Source organism: Corynebacterium sp. MSK158 (assembly GCF_030229085.1).
Lineage (GTDB): Bacteria > Actinomycetota > Actinomycetes > Mycobacteriales > Mycobacteriaceae > Corynebacterium.
Genome location: NZ_JASPHJ010000008.1, coordinates 83,995 through 105,965, shown reverse-complemented (window position 1 = coordinate 105,965; position 21,971 = coordinate 83,995). Strand labels below are relative to the sequence as shown.

The window sequence follows — 21,971 nt, the reverse complement described above, 5'->3', positions numbered from 1 at the left end:
GGGAGTAGGCAATCCCTATGCATTCTGGGTGTGCAGCGCGGGGGAGTATCCCGCATTTCCTTTTCCCATCATGCCCGATTAATCACCTCGTGCGGGAGTTTCTGGCCCATTGGGGGCGCTAATTTGGAGGTAAATGGGGGTAATTTAACGCAAGTGCTCTAGATTTTCCCTCCAAAAGAGGGGGTCAGATTCACAGCGCGGATGCTGGCGGTGGGGCTAAGCTCGGTGATGGATTACATTCCGTGGCGGTGCGAGCAATCTGGCTCGCGTGTGCCGCCCATGTCGCAGCCATTGAGGAGGCTTTACATCATGACTCAGCCCGTCAAGATCACTGTCACCGGCGCCGCCGGCAACATCGCGTATTCGCTGCTGTGGCGCATCGCTGCCGGCGATGTGTACGGAAAAGACACCCCGGTAGACCTAGCATTGCTGGAAATTCCCGCTGCGGTGGAAAAGGCCCAAGGCGTAGCCATGGAGCTCAATGACTCCGCCCTGCCGTTGGTTAACTCCATTACGGTTACTGATGATCTCAAGGAAGCCTTTGAGAACACCTCTGCCGCCTTCCTAGTCGGCGCTCGCCCGCGCAGCAAGGGAATGGAGCGCGCCGACTTGCTGGAGGCTAATGGCGCCATCTTCACCAAGCAGGGCAAGGCCATCAATGACTACGCCGCGCGCGATGTCCGCGTGCTCGTTGTGGGCAACCCGGCTAATACCAACGCCCTCATCGCTGCGAATAATGCGCCGGATTTGGATAACTCTCAGTTCAACGCTTTGATGCGCTTGGACCACAACCGCACCCTGAGCCAGCTAGCACTGAAGGCGGGCAAGTCCACCACCGATTTCACCAAGGTGGCGGTCTGGGGCAACCATTCCGCTAGCCAGTTCCCGGATATCACCTACTCCAACGCCGAGGTGGACCAGGACTGGTACCGCGAGGAAATGATCCCCAAGGTGGCCAAACGCGGTGCGGAGATTATTGAGGTACGCGGCAGCTCTTCGGCCGCTTCGGCGGCGTCGGCAGCCGTGGACCACATGCATGATTGGATTCATGGCACCGAGGACTGGCGCACTGCGGCGGTGCCATCGGACGGATCCTACGGCGTCGACAAGGGGCTTATCTGCGGATTCCCCACAGTCAGCCGCAATGGCCAGTGGGAGATCGTGCAGGGACTGGAGCTCACTGAGTTCCAAAAGGAGCGCATCGAGGCCTCTGTGGCCGAGCTGCGTGAGGAGCGCCAAGCCGTGGCGGACCTGCTCTAGAACCCGCTCGGTGCGCACCTTATACTCGGTGCGCACCCTGCCTGGCTGAGCCGGTTGACGTGCAAGGTAGAATCGGCCAGGTGACTGAGCAAAATAATGAGCAATTAGTTGGTACCAACCGCGCCGATGCGCTGCCTAAGTCGTGGGAGCCGCAGGCCGTAGAGAAGGACCTCTATGAGGGCTGGGTAGAAAAGGGCTACTTCACTCCGGATGCGAATTCGGAGGCCGAGCCTTATTCCATCGTGCTGCCGCCGCCGAATGTGACCGGCCAGCTGCACATGGGCCACGCCCTGGACCACACGCTGATTGATTCCATTATCCGCCGCAAGCGCATGCAGGGCTACGCCACCCTGTGGCTGCCCGGCGCCGATCACGCCGGCATTGCCACCCAGACCAAGGTCGAGGCCAAGCTCAAGGAGACCGAGGGTAAAAAGCGCTGGGACTATGAGCGCGAAGAGTTCATTGGCAAGGTCTGGGAGTGGAAGGAGCAGTACGGCGGCACCATCCAAAACCAGATGCGCGCCATCGGTGACTCCGTGGACTGGTCCCGCGAGCGCTTCACCTTGGATGACGGCCTCTCCCGCGCCGTCCAGACCATCTTTAAGAACCTCTACGATGAGGGCATGATCTACCAGGCCAACCGCCTGGTGAACTGGTCGCCGGTGCTGGAGACCGCCGTCTCCGATATTGAGGTGGTGTACAAGGACGTCGAGGGCGAGCTGGTCTCCATCCGCTATGGCTCGCTCAATGACGATGAACCGCACCTCATCGTGGCCACCACCCGTGTGGAAACCATGCTGGGCGACGTCGCTATTGCCGTACACCCAGACGACGAGCGCTACGCTGACTTGGTGGGCAAGGAGCTGCCGCACCCGTTCCGCGATGACCTGACGCTGAAGATCATCGCCGATGATTACGTGGACATGGAATTCGGTACCGGCGCGGTGAAGATCACCCCGGCGCACGACCCGAATGACTACGCAATGGGCACCCGCCACAACCTGGAGATGCCCACGGTCATCGATACCACCGGCCACATTGCCAATACCGGCACCCGCTTCGACGGCCTGACCCGCGAGGAAGCACGCGTGGAGATCCGGGAAGCGCTGCGCGAGCAGGGCCGCATTGTTAAGGAAATCCGCCCGTACGTCCACTCCGTGGGCCACTCGGAGCGCTCCGGCGAGCCCATCGAGCCGCGCCTGTCCCTGCAGTGGTTTGTGGACGTAGCCAAGATGGCTAAGGCCTCTGGCGACGCCGTGCGTGAGGGCGATACCACCCTGCACCCGCAGTCGCTCGAGCCGCGCTACTTCGAGTGGGTTGATGACATGCACGATTGGTGCATCTCCCGCCAGCTGTGGTGGGGCCACCGCATTCCTATCTGGTATGGACCAGAAGGCGAGGACGGCCAGCGAGATATCGTCTGTGTCGGCCCTGATGAGGAGCCGCCGGCAGGATACGAACAGGATCCGGACGTGCTGGATACCTGGTTCTCCTCCGCGCTGTGGCCCTTTTCCACCCTGGGTTGGCCAGAAAAGACCCCGGATCTAGAGAAGTTCTATCCCACCAACGTGCTGGTCACCGCCTATGACATCTTGTTCTTCTGGGTGGCCCGCATGATGATGTTCGGCACCTTTGCCGGCACCCACACCCCGGAGCTTTTGGGTGAGGGCACCGATGGCCGCCCGCAGGTTCCGTTCAAGGACCTCTACCTGCACGGCCTAGTCCGCGATGAGCAGGGCCGCAAAATGTCCAAGTCCTTGGGCAACGGCATTGACCCGATGGATTGGGTACGCGATTACGGTGCGGATGCGCTGCGCTTTACCCTTGCCCGCGGCGCCAACCCGGGCGTGGACCTGCCGCTGGGTTCCGATGCCGCCGCGGCCGCCCGCAACTTTGCCACCAAGCTCTTTAACGCCACCAAGTTCGCGCTCATGAACGGCGCTGGAGTGGCCACGCTGCCGAACCGCGAGGAGCTTAGCGACGCCGACCGGTGGATCCTCGACCGCGCCGAAGAAGTCCGCGCCAAGGTGGATGCCTACCTGGATGACTACCAGTTTGCTAAGGCCAACGAGCTGCTCTACCACTTCACCTGGGACGAGCTGTGTGACTGGTACTTGGAGATTGCTAAGACCCAGATCCCGCGCGATGGTGTAAGCGAGCAGGGCCGCAATACCCAGATCGTATTGGGCCGCGTGCTCGATGTCGTCCTGCGCCTGCTGCACCCGACCATGCCTTTCGTCACCGAGGTGCTCTGGAAGGCACTGACCGGCGGCGAGTCCATCGTCATTGCACCGTGGCCTACCGTTGCCGATACCAATGGTGGCGCCACCAAGGATGAGGTGGCCGCCCGCCGCATCGAGGACGCCGATAAGCTCATCACCGAGCTGCGCCGCTTCCGCTCGGACCAGGGCGTAAAGCCTTCCCAGAAGGTGCCGGGCCGCCTTGACTTCGCCGCAGCGGATCTCGCCGGCCAAGAGGAACTGGTGCGCAATCTGGCCAATACCACCGCCCCGGGCGAGGATTTCGATCCTTCCGCCTCCATCGAGGTGCGCCTTTCCCAAGCCACCGTGGAGGTCACCCTGGATACCCACGGCGCGGTGGACGTAGAAGCCGAGCGCAAACGTCTGGAGAAGGACCTGGCCAAGGCCAATAAGGAACTGGAGCAGACCGGCAAGAAGCTGGGCAACGAGAACTTCTTGTCCAAGGCACCGGAAGAAGTGGTCAATAAGATTAAGGAGCGCCAGCAGGTCGCCCGCGAAGAGGTCGATCGCATCACCAGCCGTTTGGAGGGCCTGAAGTAGTGGCGGACAAGGACAAGGAGACAGAGGACTTCGAAATCGTCGATGCCCTCAAAGAAGGCACCGACGGTGGCCCGGTGGAAATCACCGAGTCCGGCCTGACGCTCAACTTGGGCATGGGCAGTGAGGACGAGTACAACGAGGCTGCACCACAAGAGGTGTCGGCCGAAGAGCTGCGCGCCCTCGCGGAGGTAGAAGAAGAGCTCAACGAGCGCTGGCCCGAGACCAAGATTGAGCCTTCCCTCGATCGCATCGAGATGCTCATGGATCTGCTCGGCCATCCTGAGCGTTCCTTCGACGTCATCCACATTGCCGGCACCAACGGCAAGTCCTCTACCGCGCGCATGGTGGATTCGCTCCTGCGCGCCTTCCACCGCCGCGTCGGCCTTGTCACCAGCCCGCACCTGCAGCGCGTCACCGAACGCATCGGCATCGATGGCCAGCCCATCCATCCGCGCGATTATGTGCGCATCTGGCACGAGATCAAGCCCTTTGTGGAGATGGTCGATGCCCAGTCGGACGTCCCCATGTCCAAGTTCGAGGTTCTCGTTGGCTTGTCCTATGCCGCGTTTGCCGACGCCCCCGTGGACGTCGCCGTCGTTGAAGTCGGCCTCGGCGGCCGGTGGGATGCCACCAACGTGGTCAACGCGGATGTCTCCGTTATTACCCCGGTGGGCTTGGACCACACGGACTACTTGGGCGATACCCTCGCAGAGATTGCCGGTGAAAAGGCCGGCATTATCAAGCCGCGCGAGGATGCTGATGACCCGTTGACCCCGAATGAAAACATCGTGGTCATCGCCGAGCAGGATCCGGAAGCAATGCGGGTTATCCTGCAGCAGGCCGTGGACGTGGAGGCGGGCGTCGCCCGCTCCGGCTCTGAGTTCGCTGCCCTCGAGTCTCGCATCGCCGTCGGTGGCCAACAGGTTAATATCCAGGGCCTTGGCGGCCTGTACGAGGATATTTTCCTGCCCTTGCATGGCGAGCACCAAGCCAAGAATGCCGCCGTGGCTCTTGCTGCGGTGGAGGCATTCTTCGGCGCCTCGGCCGGCCACCCGCTGGATGTTGCGACCGTGCGCAATGGCTTCGCGCAGGCAATTTCTCCTGGCCGTCTAGAGCGCGTGCGCACGTCGCCGACGACGTTTATTGACGCCGCCCATAATCCACATGGCGCCAAGGCCCTAGGTGCTGCATTGGACCGCGATTTCGACTTCGCTCGCCTCATCGGTGTGCTGTCCATCTTCGCGGATAAGGATTCCACCGGCATCCTCACCGCACTAGAGCCTTACCTCACCGAGGTAGTCATCACCCAAAACTCCTCGCCGCGCGCCCTCGATGCCTACGACTTGGCAGAGACCGCCCGCGATATCTTTGGCGAAGAGCGCGTGCACGTAGCCGATAACCTGCCGGGCGCCTATGCCCAGGCCGTGGAGCTTGCCGAGGACGCCGAGGTCCAGTCCGGCTCCGGCATCATCATCACCGGCTCGGTCGTCACCGCTGGCGATGCCCGCGCGATGTTTGGAAAGGAACCTGCATGAGCCGCGACAATCACCATCCGCGCGGAGAGCACCAACCCCGCCCGCCCCGCCGCACCCGCGGCCGCGAAGAACAGATCCCGGAAAGCGAGATCGGTCCCCTCGGCATGGGCCAAGCCCCAGTCAAGGACCCGCTCAAAAGCTTCAACGGGATGGTCATTGCCAGCTCCCTGACCATGGAGGCGCTCGCCCTATCCTTCGCACTGCCGATGCTCTACAAGCTCTATGACGGCACCTTGTGGACCCCCTTCAACTACGGCTTTGTCATCGCCGCAGTGGTATTCCACCTCGTGATGATCGCGTTCATGAATAAGAAGTGGGCGCTGTCTGTCATCGTATGGGCACAGCTGTTGTGCGTCATTGTGGGCTTTATGGTCCACTGGGCTGTGGCCGCCATCTTCATCATCTTTGGCATGGAGTGGCTGCTGGCTGTCTACCTGCGCAGCAACCTCATCGCCCGCATGAAGCGCGGATACCTCACCACGCAGCACCTCAACGAGAAATAGCACGGTAGCCTTGACGCCTTCGGCGAGTGGGCAAGACGCGATAGACTAGCGGCCATGCGCACTCTCTATCTCGTCCTTGCCGCCCTCGCCTGCATCGCCGCGGTGGTAGCCCGCGCCGCTACGGGAACGCCATGGCTACCGCTAGTCGCCCTCATTATTGGCGGCGTTTTTCTGGTTTTGGCCCTGCGGAGCAACTTCGAGCCGGCCAAAGAAGCAACCTTCGAGGATTTGGATAAAGAACAGCGCGCGGAGCTGCAGCGACTGTTGGGCAATGGACAGTTTGGCGCCGCAGTAGGCCAGGTACGCCTATGGTTTCGAGGCACCTCGCAGGAGCGCGCCGAAGAGATAGTTAAACAACTCGCGTAGCCCTAGAACCCCACACTTTTACCCCAAAGGAATACCCCAGCGCGCGACGCATGCGTGCGGTTTCGGTACAGTGTGGGGCATGACTGAACGTACACTGATTCTCATCAAGCCGGACGGCGTAAAGAACGGCCACGTAGGCGAAATCATTTCCCGCATCGAGCGCAAGGGCCTGAAGCTGGCCGAGCTCGACCTGCGCGTTGCTGACCGTGAGACCGCGGAAAAGCACTACGAGGAGCACAAGGATAAGCCATTCTTCGGTGACCTCGTCGAGTTCATCACCTCTGCACCGCTTATCGCTGGTGTTGTTGAGGGCGAGCGTGCCATCGAGGCATGGCGTCAGCTGGCTGGCGGCACCGACCCAGTCTCCAAGGCCACCCCGGGTACCATCCGCGGCGATTTCGCTCTGACCGTTGGCGAGAACATCGTGCACGGCTCTGACTCCCCAGAGTCCGCAGAGCGCGAAATCGCTATCTGGTTCCCGAACCTCTAAACTTTTGCGCACTTAGCGCATCATTCAGCCCGAGCCTGTAGGCTCGGGCTTTATTTATTGCTTGATCCATAAGCCTAGGCGGAGAGCCGCATACCGAGTATCCGGTCCTACCCTGAATAAGTATTGAAACGGCAAAGCCGCAAATACGTAGAGAAGCAGAACTGGAGCAGGGGTTTTGTTTCGGGGCTGAAGGTGCTTAACGCGGCAGATCATTGCTGAGGATAATGCACGCGAGGTCATTCACCTCTCAGACTAGGACTGGAGTTCTCCTAATCGAAGGAGAGTAACTGGCGCAGTGTGCGGAAGGCTTCCTTTTGCACTCGATGGGTAACGGTACGGCCCGATTGTTGCTTGATTAAAAGACCGGATTCCCTCAACTTGCCGAGGTGATGAGATACCGTCGGTTGGCTCAGGCCGGAAAGTGCGGTCAGCTCCGTAACGCTCATCGGGCCGCAGCCCTCGTCGCACAATATGGATAGCAGGCGCAGGCGGGCTGGGTCAGCAAGTACTTTAAATTGCTGGGAAAAGCGGAGGGAGTCGCCCTGGCTGAGCGGGCCACTGCTCAGGGAACAGCACTGTGCATCCGGGGTGCTATCGGCATTGCTAGGGGAGGAGTCCATGCACACAGTATAAGGAGTCTGCCTCCCACTCCGGTATATTGACGAGTATCAATATGGGCGATTAAAGTACTGCTCGAATGTTGAGTTCCTCGTCGCACAAGGAGAGCCATGGCCGTTACGCAACGCCCAAAGTTGTCATTTCTCGATAGATTCCTTCCCGTTTGGATCATCATGGCCATGGCTGTGGGGCTATTGATAGGCCACTTCCTGCCAGGCATTGGAGAAGCACTGTCTGCTCTAGAGGTTGGCGGTATTTCTCTTCCAATCGCGCTGGGCCTGCTAGTTATGATGTATCCGCCCCTGGCTAAAGTTCGCTACGAAAAGACTCGAGACATTGCTGCCGATGGTCGCCTGATGGTGATATCTATCGTGCTGAACTGGGTGGTGGGGCCCGCGTTGATGTTTACCTTGGCGTGGATCTTTCTGGCAGACCAGCCGGAGTTGCGAACCGGCTTAATCATCGTCGGATTGGCGCGCTGCATCGCCATGGTTTTGGTATGGTCCGACCTTTCCTGCGCGGATCGAGAGACCACCGCGGTACTTGTGGCTATCAATTCGATTTTCCAAGTAGCCATGTTTGGCGTCATGGGTTGGTTCTACTTGCAAGTTCTACCTGGATGGCTAGGCCTAGACACCACCTCTGTTGAATTTTCTTTCTGGTCCATCGTCACTGCGGTTCTTGTGTTCCTAGGAATACCCCTGCTGCTTGGCGTGCTCTCACGGGTGTGGGGAGAAAAGGTCAAAGGACGCGAATGGTTCGAAGACCGTTTTCTCCCGGCAGTCTCGCCTTTGGCGATGATTGGTTTGCTCTACACCATCGTGCTGCTGTTTTCGCTGCAAGGCGAGCAGCTGGTAGCCCAGCCGACAGCCGTGGTGAGAGTGGCGATTCCGCTGGTTATTTACTTCGTTGGAATGTTTTTCCTAGCCTTGGGCGTAGCAAAAGTCGGAGGAATGAACTATGCGCAATCTGCTTCCGTGGCTTTTACCGCAGCTGGTAATAATTTCGAACTAGCCATCGCGGTTTCCATCGGTACATTTGGTGCTGCGTCAGCACAGGCCCTTGCCGGTACCATTGGGCCACTGATTGAAATCCCAGTACTCGTAGGACTTGTTTACGTGATGCTCTGGATAGGTCCGAAAATTTTCCCAGGAGACAAAAGCTTGCCAAATTAACGCCGGCCCACTTGATAGAGACACCGCACCCCAGTCGGCGTGATGGTGATGGTCCACTTTGCGGGCGCGGTGCGCAGTCCCATGCGGCTGAGCTTCACCAGGTCCGCCTTTGCTAAAGCATCGAGGCGCTCGCAAAGTGGGTCGAGGTCTACCTTCATGAACTTGGAGAGGGCAGTGGAATTAATCGTGTTTCCCTGCACCGCGCCGGCGGCGACGAGGGCGGTGAGGATGTCCGAGTGGGCGTCGGCAAGCTGCAAGCGAGCCTCCGTAACCCCGTCGAGCGGGTCTTTTTCCAGGATCTTGTTAATGCGGCGCCGGCCGATGCGGAAGGACTGGGAAAACATGCTCCAGATACCCAGCGGCAAACCAAAGGCCCACCACGCCCCGGACAGCATCCCGGCAACGGGCGGGGCCAGCTCTACCTCTGGAAGCAGACCGGCCGCGCTCAGTGGAGCCATGACCAGTGGTGCCGCGATGGGGATAAACGGCGCTATATAAGCAATCGTGGGATAGTCACCATCGCGGAATTCCTCTTGCGCAGCGTTGATGCCGCGCGGGTAATTGCGAATGAGGTGCACCAACCCCAGCACCGCAAAGACGGCAAAAACACCGGCTCCCATCAACATATAATCCACGCCCGTGTTGGCGAAGCCAACGGCAAAGCCGGCCGGCACGCCAAAGTAAAGCGCCGAGCGCACCGGGACTTCATTGCGCTGTCGGTACTGCGCGAGTTCGCGCGCGGGGATTCGTGCTAGTTCTGCCACCCCGCCAACATAACACCGCCTGCCAGCTTGCCCGCGGTTCTGTGACACAATGGGGGATAGCGCGTACGAGACGCGGCATAACTTCATATCCCACAAACTTTTTTAGCGCGCACTATGCCTCGTGCGGCGGCGGTACGGTCTCCGGCCGTGCCTGCGCCCGAGGCGGCGCCTCATACAGACGATGTACAGGAGTAAGCCCGAACATGGTGGCACAGAACTCTCAAGAAACAACTGAAAGCCTCAAGGCAGCGGCGTCTTTGGCCCAGAACCTAGACCGCGGCCAGCTCAAGGACAAGACCCGCGTGTATTCCCTAGCCAAGCAGCTGGGGCTTTCCTCGCGCGAGCTGGTGGCACAGCTCAAAGACATGGGCCTGAAAAAGAGCGCGCAGAGCTCCCTTTCCCGCGAGGAAGCAGGCCAGGTGCTGGACGCTGTAGCGAACGCCGCCGCGGTTGCCGACGCCCCCGCGAGCGACACCACCGAAGTGCCGGCTGAAGAGCCCGAGGACAAGGTCGCTGCGCAACCGGAAGAAAACGCGGGCGAGAAGCGGGAAAAGAAGCCGGCGAAAAAGCGCGCCAAGCGCGTCCGCAAGGCCACCCGTAAGACCGCCGCTGTAGCGCCTGAAGAGCCGGCAGATGCCGCCGAGTCAGGGGAAGGGGAGCAGTCCGCAGAAGATGAAGAGCACCTGCGCCACCGCGTGCGCAAGAACGTGGACAATGAGATCTCCCAGATCGAGGACAAGGTAGAAGCATCCCTCGCCCAGGCCGCAGCCGAAACTGGCGCAGCCGCCGAGGACGCCGAGCACGCTGAAGCGGCGCACCCCGAAGCAGCTGAACCCACGGATGAGACGGACGAAGCACCGGCTAGTGCACTCGATACCGGAACGGTTGATGCGGCGAAGCTGCACGAGGTGCTGGCTGAAGCCGGCGAAGACTTCGAGGATGACTACTACGCCCCGCACATCGTTCCGCGCGCTGAATCCGAGGAAGACTCTGGGCACTATGACTTTGCACCCATCTTCATGGCCCCGCAGCAGGACGAGGCAACGGTATTCGCACCGGCAGTAGACGCAGCGGAGGAGGACTTCTCCGTCGCCGACTCCGCGCGCGATGACGATGAGGACGCGGCGGATTCCGCCGACGATAACCGTGCGCACTCCGGCTCCGGCCGCGGTTCCGGAAAGTCTGAGGGCCGCCGCCGTGGGCGCCGTGGCGCATCCCGTGGGCGTGGCGCGGGTTCGAAGCGTGAAGAGCAGGCAGACGAGCCCGAGCACATTGAAGAGCCGAAGGCGATCCGCGGCTCCACGCGCATCGAGGCGCAGAAGCGCCGTCGTGCCGAGCTGCGCGAAAAGGGCCGTACCCGCCAGCACATCGTCTCCCAAGCGGAGTTCCTTGCCCGCCGCGAAGCCGTGGAGCGCACCATGGTGGTGCGCGATAAGGAGCGCGAGGACGGCGCCGGCATTATCACCCAGGTGGGTGTGTTAGAAGATGACCTGTTGGTCGAGCACTTCGTGACCACCGAATCCCAGGCCTCGCTCATTGGCAATATCTACTTGGGCCGCGTCCAAAACGTGCTGCCGTCCATGGAGGCGGCCTTTGTGGATATCGGACAGGGCCGAAACGGCGTGCTCTACGCCGGTGAAATCGACTGGCGCAAGACCAAGCTGCACGGGCGCGCCCGCAAGGTAGAAAACGCCCTGAAGTCTGGTGACCAGGTGCTGGTGCAGGTGGCTAAGGATCCCATCGGCCACAAGGGCGCGCGGCTTACCACCCAGATTTCCCTTGCCGGCCGCTACCTGGTCTACGTACCGGGTGGGCGCAGCGCCGGCATTTCCCGCAAGCTGCCCGCCCCGGAGCGCAAGCGCTTAAAGGATATTCTCGGCCGCGTGGTTCCAGGCGATGGTGGCGCCATCATCCGCACCGCCGCCGAAAACGTTCCAGAAGAGGCAATCGCTACCGACGTCAACCGCCTGCACAGCCGGTGGGAGGACATCGTGGCACACGCTAAGAAGGAAAAGTCCTCCAAGGGCGCCAAGCCGGTGACGATGTATGAAGAACCAAACATGCTCATCAAGGTGGTGCGCGATCTCTTCAATGAGGACTTCACCGAGCTCATCGTCGATGGCAAGCGTTCCTTCAATACCGTCCGCGCCTATGTAGATTCCATGGCGCCGGACCTTGCGGACCGCGTGGTGCGCTACCGCGCTAAGGACCACGGCGGGCAGGATGCCTTCGAGGCTTACCGCATTGATGAGCAGCTGCATAAGGCGCTCTCGCGCAAGGTATGGCTGCCCTCGGGCGGCACGCTGGTTATTGACCGCACCGAGGCCATGACCGTCATCGACGTCAATACCGGCAAGTTCACCGGTTCCGGCGGCAACCTGGAAGAAACCGTTACCCGCAATAACCTCGAGGCGGCCGAAGAAATCGTGCGCCAGATGCGCCTGCGCGATCTCGGCGGCATGATCGTCGTGGACTTTATCGATATGGTCCTGCCAGAAAACCAGGATCTGGTGCTGCGCCGCCTGAAGGAAGCCTTGGGCCGCGATCGCACCCGCCACCAAGTTTCCGAGGTTACGTCGCTGGGTCTGGTGCAGATGACCCGTAAGCGCCTGGGCACCGGCCTGGTGGAGACCTTCTCCACCGAGTGCGAGTGCTGCAACGGCCGTGGCATCATCATTCACCAGTATCCGGTGGACGAGGCCGAGGGCGATCAGCGCTCCAAGCATTCTGGCCGAAAGTCCAAGGGGCACAAGAAGCACCACCATGATCCACAGCAGCACCCGGCTGCGGTGGCGATGCATAAGCACGAGCTTGACGACGCCCCCGAAAGCTCCTCCAAACCCAAGCGCTTCAAGAAAACCCAGGCGCCGGTCTACGGTACCGAGAGCGAAGAGGCCGCACGGGAATCTGCCAAGACGTCGTTAGAAGACCTCGTAGCAAACGTCGTTGTGGACGAGCGCGGTCCGGCTCAGTCCCACGCTGGATCGGAAGAGCACAGCGGAGACCACGACCGCAACAAGGATCGCGGACGTGGACGCGGTCGCCGCCGCGCGCGCAAGCGCACTCAGACTGAGGTATCCGATATCGAGGCTATCGCGTACGCCGCGGCGGATAATGCTGCCGAGAGCGATGAGGTGCAGGAATTTAATTCCTACGTCCCCGATGCCGATACGGACGCGGACTCGGGTGCCGTTGCGCAGGCAGACCCTGGTGCAGCGGCCGGCTCCAAGCGTGGCAAGAAGCCGCGGCGGGCGACCCGCCGGTCGAAGGCCACGCACACGGCTGCAGGCGGCGAGCAGAAGGCACCGGAAAAGGAAGTTGCTCCGGAGAAAGTAACTGAAAAGACCTATGCCGAGGCAGTAGCCGAGTTTGAGGCTTCCCCGCGCCGTAAGCGCCGCACCCGCGGCAATTCGCGCTCCGATAGGCGCCCGCAGCCGCAGGATTTCGCGGTCTCTGGTGAGCAGGACTCTGCCGACGCCGACGGTAATGCCAGCGGGGCTGAAGACCAGCACGGACAGAAGACCTCGCGCGAAGAGCGCAAGGGACGCGGGCGTGGCCGCCGTCGTTCGGTGCGCACCCAGCAGGCCAAGCGTCGGACTACCTCGCGCGTGCCGCACGAGGTCAAGGAAAAGGCGCAGGAGCACGAACACAAGCAGGCGGGCGGATCCGCCGAGCAGCGTCATGAAAAGGCCGCTGGCGCCGCACGCGCGGAGCGCGCCGGTGGCAAGGGCCGTGGGCGTCGCCGTGCCGTGCGCCAGGCCGCTCCGAAAAAGGCGGTAGCAGAGAATCCGAAGGTAGCGAAGACCGCCCCGGGCCGTTCGACGCAGCAGGATGGCTCGACGGAGCGTTCCGGTGCTGGCCAGCAGGCGACCACGGGCGAGACCAAGGTGCTGCGCCGTGGAAAGAAGAGGGCGGTACGCAAGAAGGGGACGTCGGCAAGCGCCAAGGCCCCAAAGGCGCAGGATAACGCCGCTCAAAAGCAGGGTGCAGGAAGCGGTGCACCCCAGGAAAAAGCGCGGGCTAAGTCTGGGCGTGGCCGACGCCGCGTTGCACGGCGAAGCAAGTCTTAGGGCTACGCCACGCGGGCACAAAAAGCGTGGTTTGTATTTTGTGCCCGCTACGGGGTAGTCTTTGACAGTCGCTGTTTAGTACTCACGGCGCTGGATCAGTCCGACACTCACTTAGTGAGCTGTGCGGGCATGTTCGCGCGGGAACTAAACGCAATGTGTAAGTGTCCATTCGGAACGCGGCCTCCCTGGTTGCTTCCGAGCGAGTTTAGATAAGGGGTAACCCTCTATGTACGCGATCGTCAAGACCGGCGGCAAGCAGTACAAGGTTGCTGAAGGTGACCTCGTCAAGGTCGAGAAGATCGAGGGTGAGCCAGGCTCTGCCGTAGCTCTCACCCCGGTTCTGCTCGTCGATGGCGCCGATGTTAAGTCCAAGGCTTCCGACTTGGAGAAGGTTTCTGTCTCCGCAGAAATCGTTGAGCAGGGTAAGGGCCCGAAGGTCGATATCCTGAAGTACAAGAACAAGACTGGTTACAAGAAGCGTCAGGGCCACCGTCAGCCTGTGACCACCTTGAAGATCACCGGTATCAAGTAAGCCTTAACCGGCTGTAATTATCCCTAAAGGAGGGAAAACCACATGGCACACAAGAAGGGTGCTTCCAGCTCCAGCAACGGTCGCGATTCCGAGTCCAAGCGTCTCGGCGTCAAGCGCTTCGGTGGTCAGCAGGTTAATGCCGGCGAGATCATCGTGCGTCAGCGCGGCACCAAGTTCCACCCAGGTGAGAACGTAGGCCGCGGCGGCGACGATACCCTGTTCGCGCTTGCAGCTGGCTCCGTTGAGTTCGGTATCAAGCGTGGCCGTCGCATGGTCAACATTGTTCCGGCTGAAGAGGTTGCTGCAGAAGCAACTGCCTAACTTCAGGCCGATGAGGTGAATCCTCGAGTCCGTCCCGATGAGGGCGGCTCGAGGATTTTCTTGTTTTCTGGATACCGAAACGAGGCTCCACCCGGGTAATAGATACACCACGCTAGCGGACACAGCCGATGGGATGGCCGACTAGGTAGGCGGATTCAATCCGGTTGCGGTTGGAGTCCAGCCCAAGACACGCATTACACTGGCGGGGACAAAGATTTAACTTACGGAGGGTTTGACCATGGCACGTTTTATTGACCGCGTCGTCCTGCACCTGCAAGCAGGCGACGGTGGACACGGCTGTGTGTCTGTCCACCGCGAGAAGTTTAAGCCTTTGGGCGGACCTGATGGCGGCAATGGCGGCCACGGCGGTGACATCATCCTCGAGGTCTCTGAACAAATCCATACTCTTATGGATTTCCACTACCGCCCGCATATTAAGGCGCAACGCGGCGGCAACGGTGCCGGCGATATGCGCAATGGTGCTCGCGGTGAAGACCTGATTTTGGAGGTCCCGGCGGGCACGGTGGTCCGCACTGAAAAGGGCGAAACCCTTGCGGACCTTACCGTTCCGGGAACGCGGTTCGTGGCCGCAGAAGGCGGCTTTGGCGGTTTGGGTAATGCCGCATTGGCCTCAAAGAACCGCAAGGCACCGGGGTTTGCTCTACAAGGTGAGCCGGGCCAGGCCCATGATCTGATCCTCGAGCTGAAGTCCATGGCGGATGTAGGGCTGGTGGGGTTTCCATCGGCAGGTAAGTCCTCGCTCATTTCGGTGTTGTCGGCCGCGAAGCCAAAGATCGGTGATTATCCCTTTACCACGCTGCAGCCGAACCTGGGCGTGGTGGATATGGGAGATAGCTCCTTTACTATCGCGGACGTGCCGGGGCTTATCCCGGGCGCGGCCGATGGCAAGGGGCTCGGCCTAGACTTTTTGCGCCATATTGAACGCACGGCGGTGCTTGCCCATGTGGTGGATACCGCCACTATTGAGCCCGGCCGTGATCCGGTCTCTGATATTGAGGCGATGGAAAATGAGTTGGCAAAGTACCAGGAGGCTTTGCAGGAAGATACTGGTTTGGGGGATCTGCGTGAGCGCCCCCGCGTCATCATCTTGAATAAGGCAGATGTGCCTGAGGCCGAAGAGCTGGCGGAATTTGTCAAGGATGATCTGGAAGAGAAGTTTGGCTGGCCTGTCTTTATTATTTCGGCAGTAGCTCGCAAGGGTCTGGACCCGCTGAAGTTCCGGCTCATGGATATGGTGACCGAGCACCGCAAGGCCCAGCCGTTGCCGAAAAAGGATAAGAACCACACCGTTATCCATCCCAAGGCGCAGGGGCATAAGAAACATACCGGCGCGTTTGCTGATTTCACCGTGAAGCCCGATCCTGAGGTCGAGGGTGGCTTCATTGTTGAGGGCAAGAAGATTGATCGCTGGATTACCCAGACTGACTTTGAAAATGATGAGGCAGTGGGCTTCTTGGCTGACCGCTTGGCCAAGGCCGGCGTGGAGGATGAGCTGCGCGAGCAGGGCGCAGTGGAGGGCTGCCCGGTAACCATCGGTGGCATCACCTTCGAGTGGGAGCCGATGACCGGCGGTGATCCAACGATGGCAAGCCGTGGCGAGGACGCCCGCCTGAAGGGCACCGGCCGCGTTTCCGCCGCCGAACGCAAGCGCGCCTCGCAGGCGCGCCGTGGCCTTGTCGATGAGTATGATTACGGCACCGATGAAGAGGTCACTCGCGAGGGCGCTAACCGCGATAGGTGGCAAGGCTAGCTCGGTAGGTCCCCTCTTCTTGGGGTGTATAAGAGGGGGCGCTTTGTAGACTCGGTTGGCATGTCTTCTGATCAACAGAAAGAACCCATCCTTCCGCTTCCGGTAGAGCCATTTGACGGTCCTACCGCTGATACCCCTTTCCCGGAACCGCTCGATGAAAATCCGGTGGCGTCCGGTTTTGAATCGGATCTCCGCCGCGACATCGCGCAGGCAAAGCGCGTAGTGGTCAAGATTGGTTCCTCTTCCCTCACGGATGAAAATTTCCGCGTTTCCCAAGAAAAGATCGATCACATCGTTGATGCCGTCCATGCGCGCATGGGCCGCTCCGATGTCATCATCGTCTCCTCCGGTGCGGTTGCCGCCGGTATGGGCCCGCTCGGCCTGCACCAGCGCCCCACCGATTTGGCTACTAAGCAGGCCTCCGCGTCCGTCGGCCAGGTGCACTTGGCCTCTGTGTGGGGCCAGTCCTTTGCGCGCTATAAGCGCACCATCGGCCAGGTTCTCCTCACCGCGTCCGATACCGGCCACCGCGACCGTGCCCGCAATGCGCAGCGCACCATTGATCGCCTGCGCCAGTTGCGCACCATCCCGATCGTGAACGAGAACGATGCGGTGGCGACGTCCGAGATGCACTTTGGCGATAACGACCGCCTCTCCGCGCTGGTGGCCAACCTGGTGGGCGCGGACGCGCTCTTCCTCTTCTCCGACGTGGATGGCCTCTACGATAAGAACCCGGCCGAGCCGGATGCCAAGTTCATCGATGAGGTGCGCACCGGCAAGGACTTGAAGGGCGTTGTTGCTGGCGATGGCGGCAAGGTCGGCACCGGCGGAATGGCCACCAAGGTCTCCGCGGCCCGCCTGGCTACCCGCGGCGGCATTCCAGTGCTGCTGACCTCCACGGACAATATTGGGCCCGCGCTTGCCGACGCCTCCGTGGGCACCGTCTTCCACACCCGCGAGGAACGCCAGCTGTCTGCCTGGAAGTTCTGGGCTCTCTACTGCGCCGATACCGGTGGAGCAGTCCGCCTCGATGAAGGCGCCAAGGAGGCCGTCACCAAGGGCGGCACCTCGCTGCTCGCCGTTGGTATTACCGATGTGCAAGGCGAGTTCAACAAGGGAGAAATCATCGACATCCTGGGCCCGAATGGTGAGGTCATCGGCCGCGGTGAAGTGCGCTTCGATTCCGAGGAGCTACACGCCATTAAGGGCAAGAAGATGGAAGAGCTTCCTGAGGAGCAGCGCCGTTCCGTCGTCCACGCGGATTACCTCTCCAATTTCGCCTCCCGCATCTAAACCCGAGTCCGAGATTCCCCGTATGGTTGGGGCATGAAGTATTTCATGGGACCGGAAACCTGGCAGCCGATGGTAGAAGACATCGAGGCTGCCGGGCACCAACGCGTAAGCAGCATCGAGGACGCCGAGGTCTATATCAATAATGCGCCCAACCCGCGCCGCATCCCGGAGATGCCGGAGAATATCGGTTGGGTGCAGCACTGTTTTACCGGCGTCAATCAGCTCATTGATGCAGGCGTCATTACCCCAGACGGCGTGCCGTGGTGCAACTCCGCCGGCGCCTTTGCCCAGCCAGTGGCCGAGTCCGCACTCGGGTTGGCCCTTTCCCAGGCGCACCACCACAAGGCCTTCGCCCAAGCTGCTACGTGGTCGGTGGCCAAGGAGCTGGATGAATCCCAGGCCTGGCTCTATAACCAGCAAGGACCGAAGAGGGTAGCGATCTTTGGCGCTGGGGGCATCGGCAAGCAGCTCATTAAGCTCCTGCAGCCGTTCGGCGTGCACATTACCGCGATCAATCGCTCCGGCCGCGCGGTGGAAGGCGCCGATGAGGTCGTGCCCATGGACCAGGCCGAAAGCGTGTGGGGCGAGGCGGATTTCATCTTCTGCATCCTCCCGGCCACCAAGGACACCGAGGGGCTTATCGATGCCGCCACTTTCCGCGCCATGAAGCCCTCCGCCATCTTCATCAACGTCGGCCGCGGCAGCACCGTAGTAACCGATGACCTCGTGGAAGCCTTGCGCAGCGGCGACATCGCCGGCGCCGGCTTGGAGGTTATGGATCCCGAGCCGCTGCCCGATGGCCATCCCCTTTATGATCTGCCTAATTGCACCATGACGCCCCACATGGCCGCCTCTGCGCACGTAGCTCAATATCACCTAGGCGCCATCTTCAACGCCAATGCTGCGGCGTGGGAGAGGGGAGAGGCCATGCCCACCCGCGTCGATGTGGAGGCCGGATACTAATGAAGTACGCGATGCTGCCCACCCCGTGGGAGGAAACCCTGCAGGCCCTCGATGCCGCCGGGCACGAACGCGCCCCACTGGAGGAGGCCGAGGCCCTCATCTTCAACGGTGGCCCGGATGATTTCCCGCAGCCGCTGCCGCCAAGCGTAGGCCTAGTCCAAGTCCCGTTTGCTGGTGTAGACCACCTGCTCGACGTCATGCGAAATACCTCCGCCCGCTGGTCGAACGCGGCAGGGCTATATGATGCCACCGTGGCCGAGTCCACCATTGCGCTCCTGCTCGCCCAATTGCATGCGCACAAGCGCGTGGGAACGAGCTGGGATAACCGCGATGAGGTCGAGGCCCACACCAGCTTCCTTTTTGAGGATAAGACGGTGGCGGTGGTGGGTGCCGGGGGCATCGGAAAGCGGCTCATCCGCATGCTAGAAGGCTTCGGCCCACGCATTATTGCGGTCAATCGCTCCGGTAACCCGGTTGAAGGCGCCGATGAAACCTATTCCACCTCCGATATCGAGCGCGTGTGGCGGGCCGCCGACTATTTTGTGGCGCTCGCTCCGCTCACGGAACAAACCCGTCAGCTTTTCAACGCCGCCGCTTTCCGCGCCATGCCCAATCACGCCGTGGTCATTAACGTTGGGCGCGGACCGTTGGTGGATACCGATGCGCTGGTCGACGCCCTGCGGGCCGGCCAGATCGCCGGCGCCGGCCTGGACGTCACCGACCCCGAGCCGCTGCCCGATGGGCACCCGCTGTGGGACATGCCCAACGTGGTCATTACCCCGCACCTTGCCAATCCGCCGTATTCGGTGCGCCGCCGCATCGGCGCGCATGCAGCAAAGGTCATGGAGCGCTTTGCCGCTGGTGAGGCAATCCCCACGGAAGTAGATACTGAAGCCGGCTACTGATGGATAGGCCCCGGTAACCGCGCTGACGATGGCCAGCTTAACCCCACCGCGGCTGAGGTCGCTGAAAAGCGCGTGGCCTTTCGTTAGGCTGGTATGGCATGAGCAACACTGAACGCGAAGAAGTTCTGTCCAAAGCCCGTGCTGCCAAGGATGTTGCGCCCGTCGTGGCGCAGCTATCCACGCCGCGCAAGAACGAAATCTTGCAGCGCGCAGCCGAAAACCTCATTGCCCACACCGAGGATATCCTCGCCGCTAATAAGCAAGATATCGAAGCTGGCCGCGAGCGCGGCATGTCCGAGTCCCTCATTGACCGCCTATCCCTCGACGCCGCGCGCGTCGAAGGCATCGCTGGCGGCCTGCGCCAGGTAGCCGGCCTGCAGGACCCAGTAGGCGAGATCCTGCAGGGCCGCACCATGGACAACGGCATCCAGATGAAGCAGGTGCGCGTCCCGCTCGGCGTGATGGGCATGGTCTATGAGGCCCGCCCGAACGTCACCGTGGACGCCTTTGGTTTGGCCATCAAGTCCGGCAACGTGCCGCTGCTGCGCGGTTCCAAGTCTGCCCGCAACTCCAATGCCAAGCTGGTAGAAATCCTGCAGGATACCCTCGCCGAGTTCGATCTACCGCGCGAGGCCGTGCAGCTCCTGCCGTGCGAGACCCACGATTCCGTCCAGGACCTCATCACCGCTCGTGGCCTGGTGGACCTGGTCATTCCGCGTGGTGGTGCGAAGCTCATTGAAGCCGTGGTCACCGGCGCCACCGTCCCGGCCATCGAGACCGGCACCGGCAACTGCCACTTCTATGTGGATGCCTCTGCGGACCTGGACAAGGCTATCGACATGGTCATCAACGGCAAGACCCGCCGCACCTCCGTATGCAACTCCACGGAGTGCGTGCTTATCGACGCCGCCTTGGACGACTCCGCCAAGCTGCGCATCATCACCGCGCTGCAGGAGGCGGGCGTGACCATCCACGGCGACGTCGCTGAGCTCGAGGCCTTCGGCGTCAAGGATGCCGTGCAAGCCACCGATGAGGACTGGCGCGAGGAGTCGCTGTCCATGGATATCTGCGCCAAGGTGGTTGACGGCGTCGACGGCGCCATCGCCCACATCGCCGAGTTCACCACTGGCCACACTGAGGCCATTGCCGCGCAGGATGCCGACGTCCTAGTGAAGTTTGGCAACGAGGTGGACGCCGCCGCAGTCATGCTCAACGCGTCTACCGCCTTTACCGATGGCGAGGTCTACGGCATGGGTGCGGAAATCGGCATTTCCACCCAGAAGCTGCACGCCCGCGGCCCTATGGCACTTCCGGAGCTGACCTCTACCAAGTGGATCTTGCAGGGTACCGGTCAGACCCGCCCCTAGTAGTGCGGCTATAATCGCCATCCATGACTAGCCCACAGCGCATCGGCATCATGGGTGGCACTTTTGATCCCATTCACAACGGCCACCTGGTAGCGGCCAGTGAGGCCGCCCACCGCTTTGCCCTCGATACCGTCGTCTTCGTGCCCACCGGCCAGCCGTGGCAAAAGTCCCACCGCGACGTCACTGCGGCCGAGCACCGCTATCTGATGACGATGGTGGCCACGGCCTCTAATCCGCGCTTTACCGTCTCGCGCGTAGACATTGACCGCGAGGGGCCCACCTATACCATCGATACGCTGCGCGACCTGCGCGAACTCTTCCCAGACGCGGAGTTCTACTTCATCACCGGAGCTGACTCGCTGGCATCCATCATGAGCTGGCATAACTGGGAAGAGATGCTGGAGATGGCGCACTTTGTGGGCGTTACCCGCCCCGGCTATGAGCTAAGCGCAGATATGCTGCCCGCCGATGCGCAGGAGGATATCGATCTTATCGACATTCCCGCGATGGCTATCTCTTCTACCGCTTGCCGCGAACGCGCCGCTCAAGGCCAGCCCGTGTGGTACCTCGTTCCGGATGGGGTGGTGCAGTACATCACCAAGAATAATCTCTACGGGCCCAACCCAGATAAGCCTTTGTAGAAACTTCCGCGGCCTTCCCCAGATTTTGGGCACGGGCCTGCTAAACGTGCAAGAATAGACTCTCAATAGAGATAGTTCATACCGAATATACTCAGACGCGAAAAGGGAATTTTTACACATTGTCTACTTCTGATCTCGCCCGCCGCATGGCAGAAACCGCGGCCCACGCCGCGCAAGAAAAGCTGGCCACCAATATCGCGGCCATTGATGTCTCCGATGTTCTCGCTATCACCGAGGTCTTCGTACTCGCTTCTGCAGACAACGAGCGCCAGGTGGGCTCCATCGTGGATGAAGTCGAAGACGAAATGACCAAGCAAGGCTTCGAGCCGCAGCGCCGCGAAGGCAACCGCGAGAACCGTTGGGTGCTGCTGGATTATGGCAATATCGTCGTCCACGTTCAGCGCAATGACCAGCGCGAGTTCTATGGTCTGGATCGCCTGTACCACGATTGCCCGGCACTGGAGATCGAGGGCATCGAGGCCCCAGAGCGCCCCGGCGAATGGACCAATGGCGTTAACCCGCGCGAAGTTGATTCCATCGACGAGCTCCCACTGGCCGATAAGGTCCCTGGTGAGGACGAGGAGCTTTAAACCCGC

The 21,971-nt window shown here is 61.1% G+C and carries 19 protein-coding genes; 17 read left to right on the top strand and 2 right to left on the bottom strand.

The window, feature by feature from the left end:
• Positions 1-309 precede the first annotated feature (309 nt).
• From QP915_RS07870 to ndk, 6 genes are all read left to right on the top strand, one after another.
• A complete protein-coding gene (locus QP915_RS07870) occupies positions 310-1,260 on the top strand; it encodes a malate dehydrogenase (RefSeq protein ID WP_284768949.1) in 951 nt (316 codons plus the stop codon).
• Positions 1,261-1,340: 80 nt separating this feature from the next.
• Entirely contained in the window at positions 1,341-4,061 is a 2,721-nt protein-coding gene (locus QP915_RS07865) for a valine--tRNA ligase (RefSeq protein ID WP_284768948.1), read from the top strand.
• Complete coding sequence (gene folC, locus QP915_RS07860) at positions 4,061-5,596, top strand: bifunctional tetrahydrofolate synthase/dihydrofolate synthase (protein ID WP_284768947.1); 1,536 nt, start codon at positions 4,061-4,063, stop codon at positions 5,594-5,596. Before QP915_RS07865 ends, folC begins: the two co-directional genes overlap by 1 nt.
• A complete protein-coding gene (locus tag QP915_RS07855; protein WP_200435305.1) occupies positions 5,593-6,099 on the top strand; it encodes a DUF4233 domain-containing protein in 507 nt (168 codons plus the stop codon). The genes folC and QP915_RS07855 overlap by 4 nt, the downstream gene beginning before the upstream one ends.
• Before the next feature lie 54 nt (positions 6,100-6,153).
• Positions 6,154-6,465 carry a hypothetical protein gene (locus QP915_RS07850; protein WP_284768946.1) on the top strand — a complete coding sequence of 104 codons (312 nt, stop codon included), beginning with the start codon at positions 6,154-6,156 and terminating at the stop codon, positions 6,463-6,465.
• A 79-nt stretch (positions 6,466-6,544) separates the two neighbouring features.
• Positions 6,545-6,955 carry a nucleoside-diphosphate kinase gene (gene ndk / locus QP915_RS07845; RefSeq protein WP_005324068.1) on the top strand — a complete coding sequence of 137 codons (411 nt, stop codon included), beginning with the start codon at positions 6,545-6,547 and terminating at the stop codon, positions 6,953-6,955.
• 269 nt (positions 6,956-7,224) lie between these two features.
• Here the strand turns inward: ndk and QP915_RS07840 are convergent, their stop codons facing one another.
• Positions 7,225-7,575: an ArsR/SmtB family transcription factor gene (locus QP915_RS07840; protein WP_040425217.1), complete on the bottom strand. Its 351-nt coding sequence runs from the start codon at positions 7,573-7,575 to the stop codon at positions 7,225-7,227.
• 108 nt (positions 7,576-7,683) lie between these two features.
• Between QP915_RS07840 and arsB the strand changes: the two genes are divergently transcribed.
• Positions 7,684-8,748 (top strand): ACR3 family arsenite efflux transporter, encoded by a 1,065-nt coding sequence (gene arsB, locus QP915_RS07835; protein WP_284768945.1) that lies wholly within the window; start codon positions 7,684-7,686, stop codon positions 8,746-8,748.
• Here arsB and QP915_RS07830 read toward each other — a convergent pair.
• Entirely contained in the window at positions 8,745-9,512 is a 768-nt protein-coding gene (locus QP915_RS07830; RefSeq protein ID WP_284768944.1) for a hypothetical protein, read from the bottom strand. The genes arsB and QP915_RS07830 overlap by 4 nt on opposite strands.
• A gap of 203 nt (positions 9,513-9,715) precedes the next feature.
• Between QP915_RS07830 and QP915_RS07825 the strand changes: the two genes are divergently transcribed.
• From QP915_RS07825 to rsfS, 10 genes are all read left to right on the top strand, one after another.
• A complete protein-coding gene (locus QP915_RS07825; protein WP_284768943.1) occupies positions 9,716-13,582 on the top strand; it encodes a translation initiation factor IF-2 N-terminal domain-containing protein in 3,867 nt (1,288 codons plus the stop codon).
• 226 nt (positions 13,583-13,808) lie between these two features.
• Positions 13,809-14,114: a 50S ribosomal protein L21 gene (gene rplU, locus QP915_RS07820; RefSeq protein WP_005324077.1), complete on the top strand. Its 306-nt coding sequence runs from the start codon at positions 13,809-13,811 to the stop codon at positions 14,112-14,114.
• A 42-nt stretch (positions 14,115-14,156) separates the two neighbouring features.
• A complete protein-coding gene (rpmA, locus tag QP915_RS07815) occupies positions 14,157-14,435 on the top strand; it encodes a 50S ribosomal protein L27 (protein WP_005324079.1) in 279 nt (92 codons plus the stop codon).
• 238 nt (positions 14,436-14,673) lie between these two features.
• Positions 14,674-16,206 carry a GTPase ObgE gene (obgE, locus tag QP915_RS07810; protein WP_284768942.1) on the top strand — a complete coding sequence of 511 codons (1,533 nt, stop codon included), beginning with the start codon at positions 14,674-14,676 and terminating at the stop codon, positions 16,204-16,206.
• Between the two features lie 60 nt (positions 16,207-16,266).
• A complete protein-coding gene (gene proB / locus QP915_RS07805; RefSeq protein WP_284768941.1) occupies positions 16,267-17,499 on the top strand; it encodes a glutamate 5-kinase in 1,233 nt (410 codons plus the stop codon).
• Between the two features lie 33 nt (positions 17,500-17,532).
• Positions 17,533-18,462 carry a D-isomer specific 2-hydroxyacid dehydrogenase family protein gene (locus QP915_RS07800; RefSeq protein WP_284768940.1) on the top strand — a complete coding sequence of 310 codons (930 nt, stop codon included), beginning with the start codon at positions 17,533-17,535 and terminating at the stop codon, positions 18,460-18,462.
• Entirely contained in the window at positions 18,462-19,367 is a 906-nt protein-coding gene (locus QP915_RS07795; RefSeq protein ID WP_284768939.1) for a D-isomer specific 2-hydroxyacid dehydrogenase family protein, read from the top strand. Before QP915_RS07800 ends, QP915_RS07795 begins: the two co-directional genes overlap by 1 nt.
• A 98-nt stretch (positions 19,368-19,465) precedes the next feature.
• The gene (locus tag QP915_RS07790) at positions 19,466-20,734 is read left to right on the top strand and encodes a glutamate-5-semialdehyde dehydrogenase (RefSeq protein ID WP_284768938.1); all 1,269 of its coding nucleotides are present in this window, start codon (positions 19,466-19,468) and stop codon (positions 20,732-20,734) included.
• 23 nt (positions 20,735-20,757) lie between these two features.
• On the top strand, positions 20,758-21,375 hold the full coding sequence (gene nadD / locus QP915_RS07785; RefSeq protein WP_269945770.1) for a nicotinate-nucleotide adenylyltransferase: 618 nt from the start codon (positions 20,758-20,760) through the stop codon (positions 21,373-21,375).
• A gap of 146 nt (positions 21,376-21,521) precedes the next feature.
• Positions 21,522-21,965 carry a ribosome silencing factor gene (rsfS, locus tag QP915_RS07780; RefSeq protein ID WP_179387589.1) on the top strand — a complete coding sequence of 148 codons (444 nt, stop codon included), beginning with the start codon at positions 21,522-21,524 and terminating at the stop codon, positions 21,963-21,965.
• Positions 21,966-21,971: the final 6 nt, after the last annotated feature.

What these genes read in the sequence shown, in the direction of transcription:
- QP915_RS07825 (WP_284768943.1), top strand. Translation starts at nt 9,716, where the DNA reads ATGGTGGCACAGAACTCTCAAGAAACAACTGAAAGCCTCAAGGCAGCG.
- nadD (WP_269945770.1), top strand. Translation starts at nt 20,758, where the DNA reads ATGACTAGCCCACAGCGCATCGGCATCATGGGTGGCACTTTTGATCCC.
- QP915_RS07795 (WP_284768939.1), top strand. Translation starts at nt 18,462, where the DNA reads ATGAAGTACGCGATGCTGCCCACCCCGTGGGAGGAAACCCTGCAGGCC.
- ndk (WP_005324068.1), top strand. Translation starts at nt 6,545, where the DNA reads ATGACTGAACGTACACTGATTCTCATCAAGCCGGACGGCGTAAAGAAC.
- obgE (WP_284768942.1), top strand. Translation starts at nt 14,674, where the DNA reads ATGGCACGTTTTATTGACCGCGTCGTCCTGCACCTGCAAGCAGGCGAC.
- rsfS (WP_179387589.1), top strand. Translation starts at nt 21,522, where the DNA reads ATGGCAGAAACCGCGGCCCACGCCGCGCAAGAAAAGCTGGCCACCAAT.
- QP915_RS07855 (WP_200435305.1), top strand. Translation starts at nt 5,593, where the DNA reads ATGAGCCGCGACAATCACCATCCGCGCGGAGAGCACCAACCCCGCCCG.
- QP915_RS07800 (WP_284768940.1), top strand. Translation starts at nt 17,533, where the DNA reads ATGAAGTATTTCATGGGACCGGAAACCTGGCAGCCGATGGTAGAAGAC.
- QP915_RS07850 (WP_284768946.1), top strand. Translation starts at nt 6,154, where the DNA reads ATGCGCACTCTCTATCTCGTCCTTGCCGCCCTCGCCTGCATCGCCGCG.
- QP915_RS07790 (WP_284768938.1), top strand. Translation starts at nt 19,466, where the DNA reads ATGAGCAACACTGAACGCGAAGAAGTTCTGTCCAAAGCCCGTGCTGCC.
- rpmA (WP_005324079.1), top strand. Translation starts at nt 14,157, where the DNA reads ATGGCACACAAGAAGGGTGCTTCCAGCTCCAGCAACGGTCGCGATTCC.
- rplU (WP_005324077.1), top strand. Translation starts at nt 13,809, where the DNA reads ATGTACGCGATCGTCAAGACCGGCGGCAAGCAGTACAAGGTTGCTGAA.
- arsB (WP_284768945.1), top strand. Translation starts at nt 7,684, where the DNA reads ATGGCCGTTACGCAACGCCCAAAGTTGTCATTTCTCGATAGATTCCTT.
- QP915_RS07870 (WP_284768949.1), top strand. Translation starts at nt 310, where the DNA reads ATGACTCAGCCCGTCAAGATCACTGTCACCGGCGCCGCCGGCAACATC.
- QP915_RS07840 (WP_040425217.1), bottom strand. Translation starts at nt 7,575, where the DNA reads ATGGACTCCTCCCCTAGCAATGCCGATAGCACCCCGGATGCACAGTGC.
- proB (WP_284768941.1), top strand. Translation starts at nt 16,267, where the DNA reads ATGTCTTCTGATCAACAGAAAGAACCCATCCTTCCGCTTCCGGTAGAG.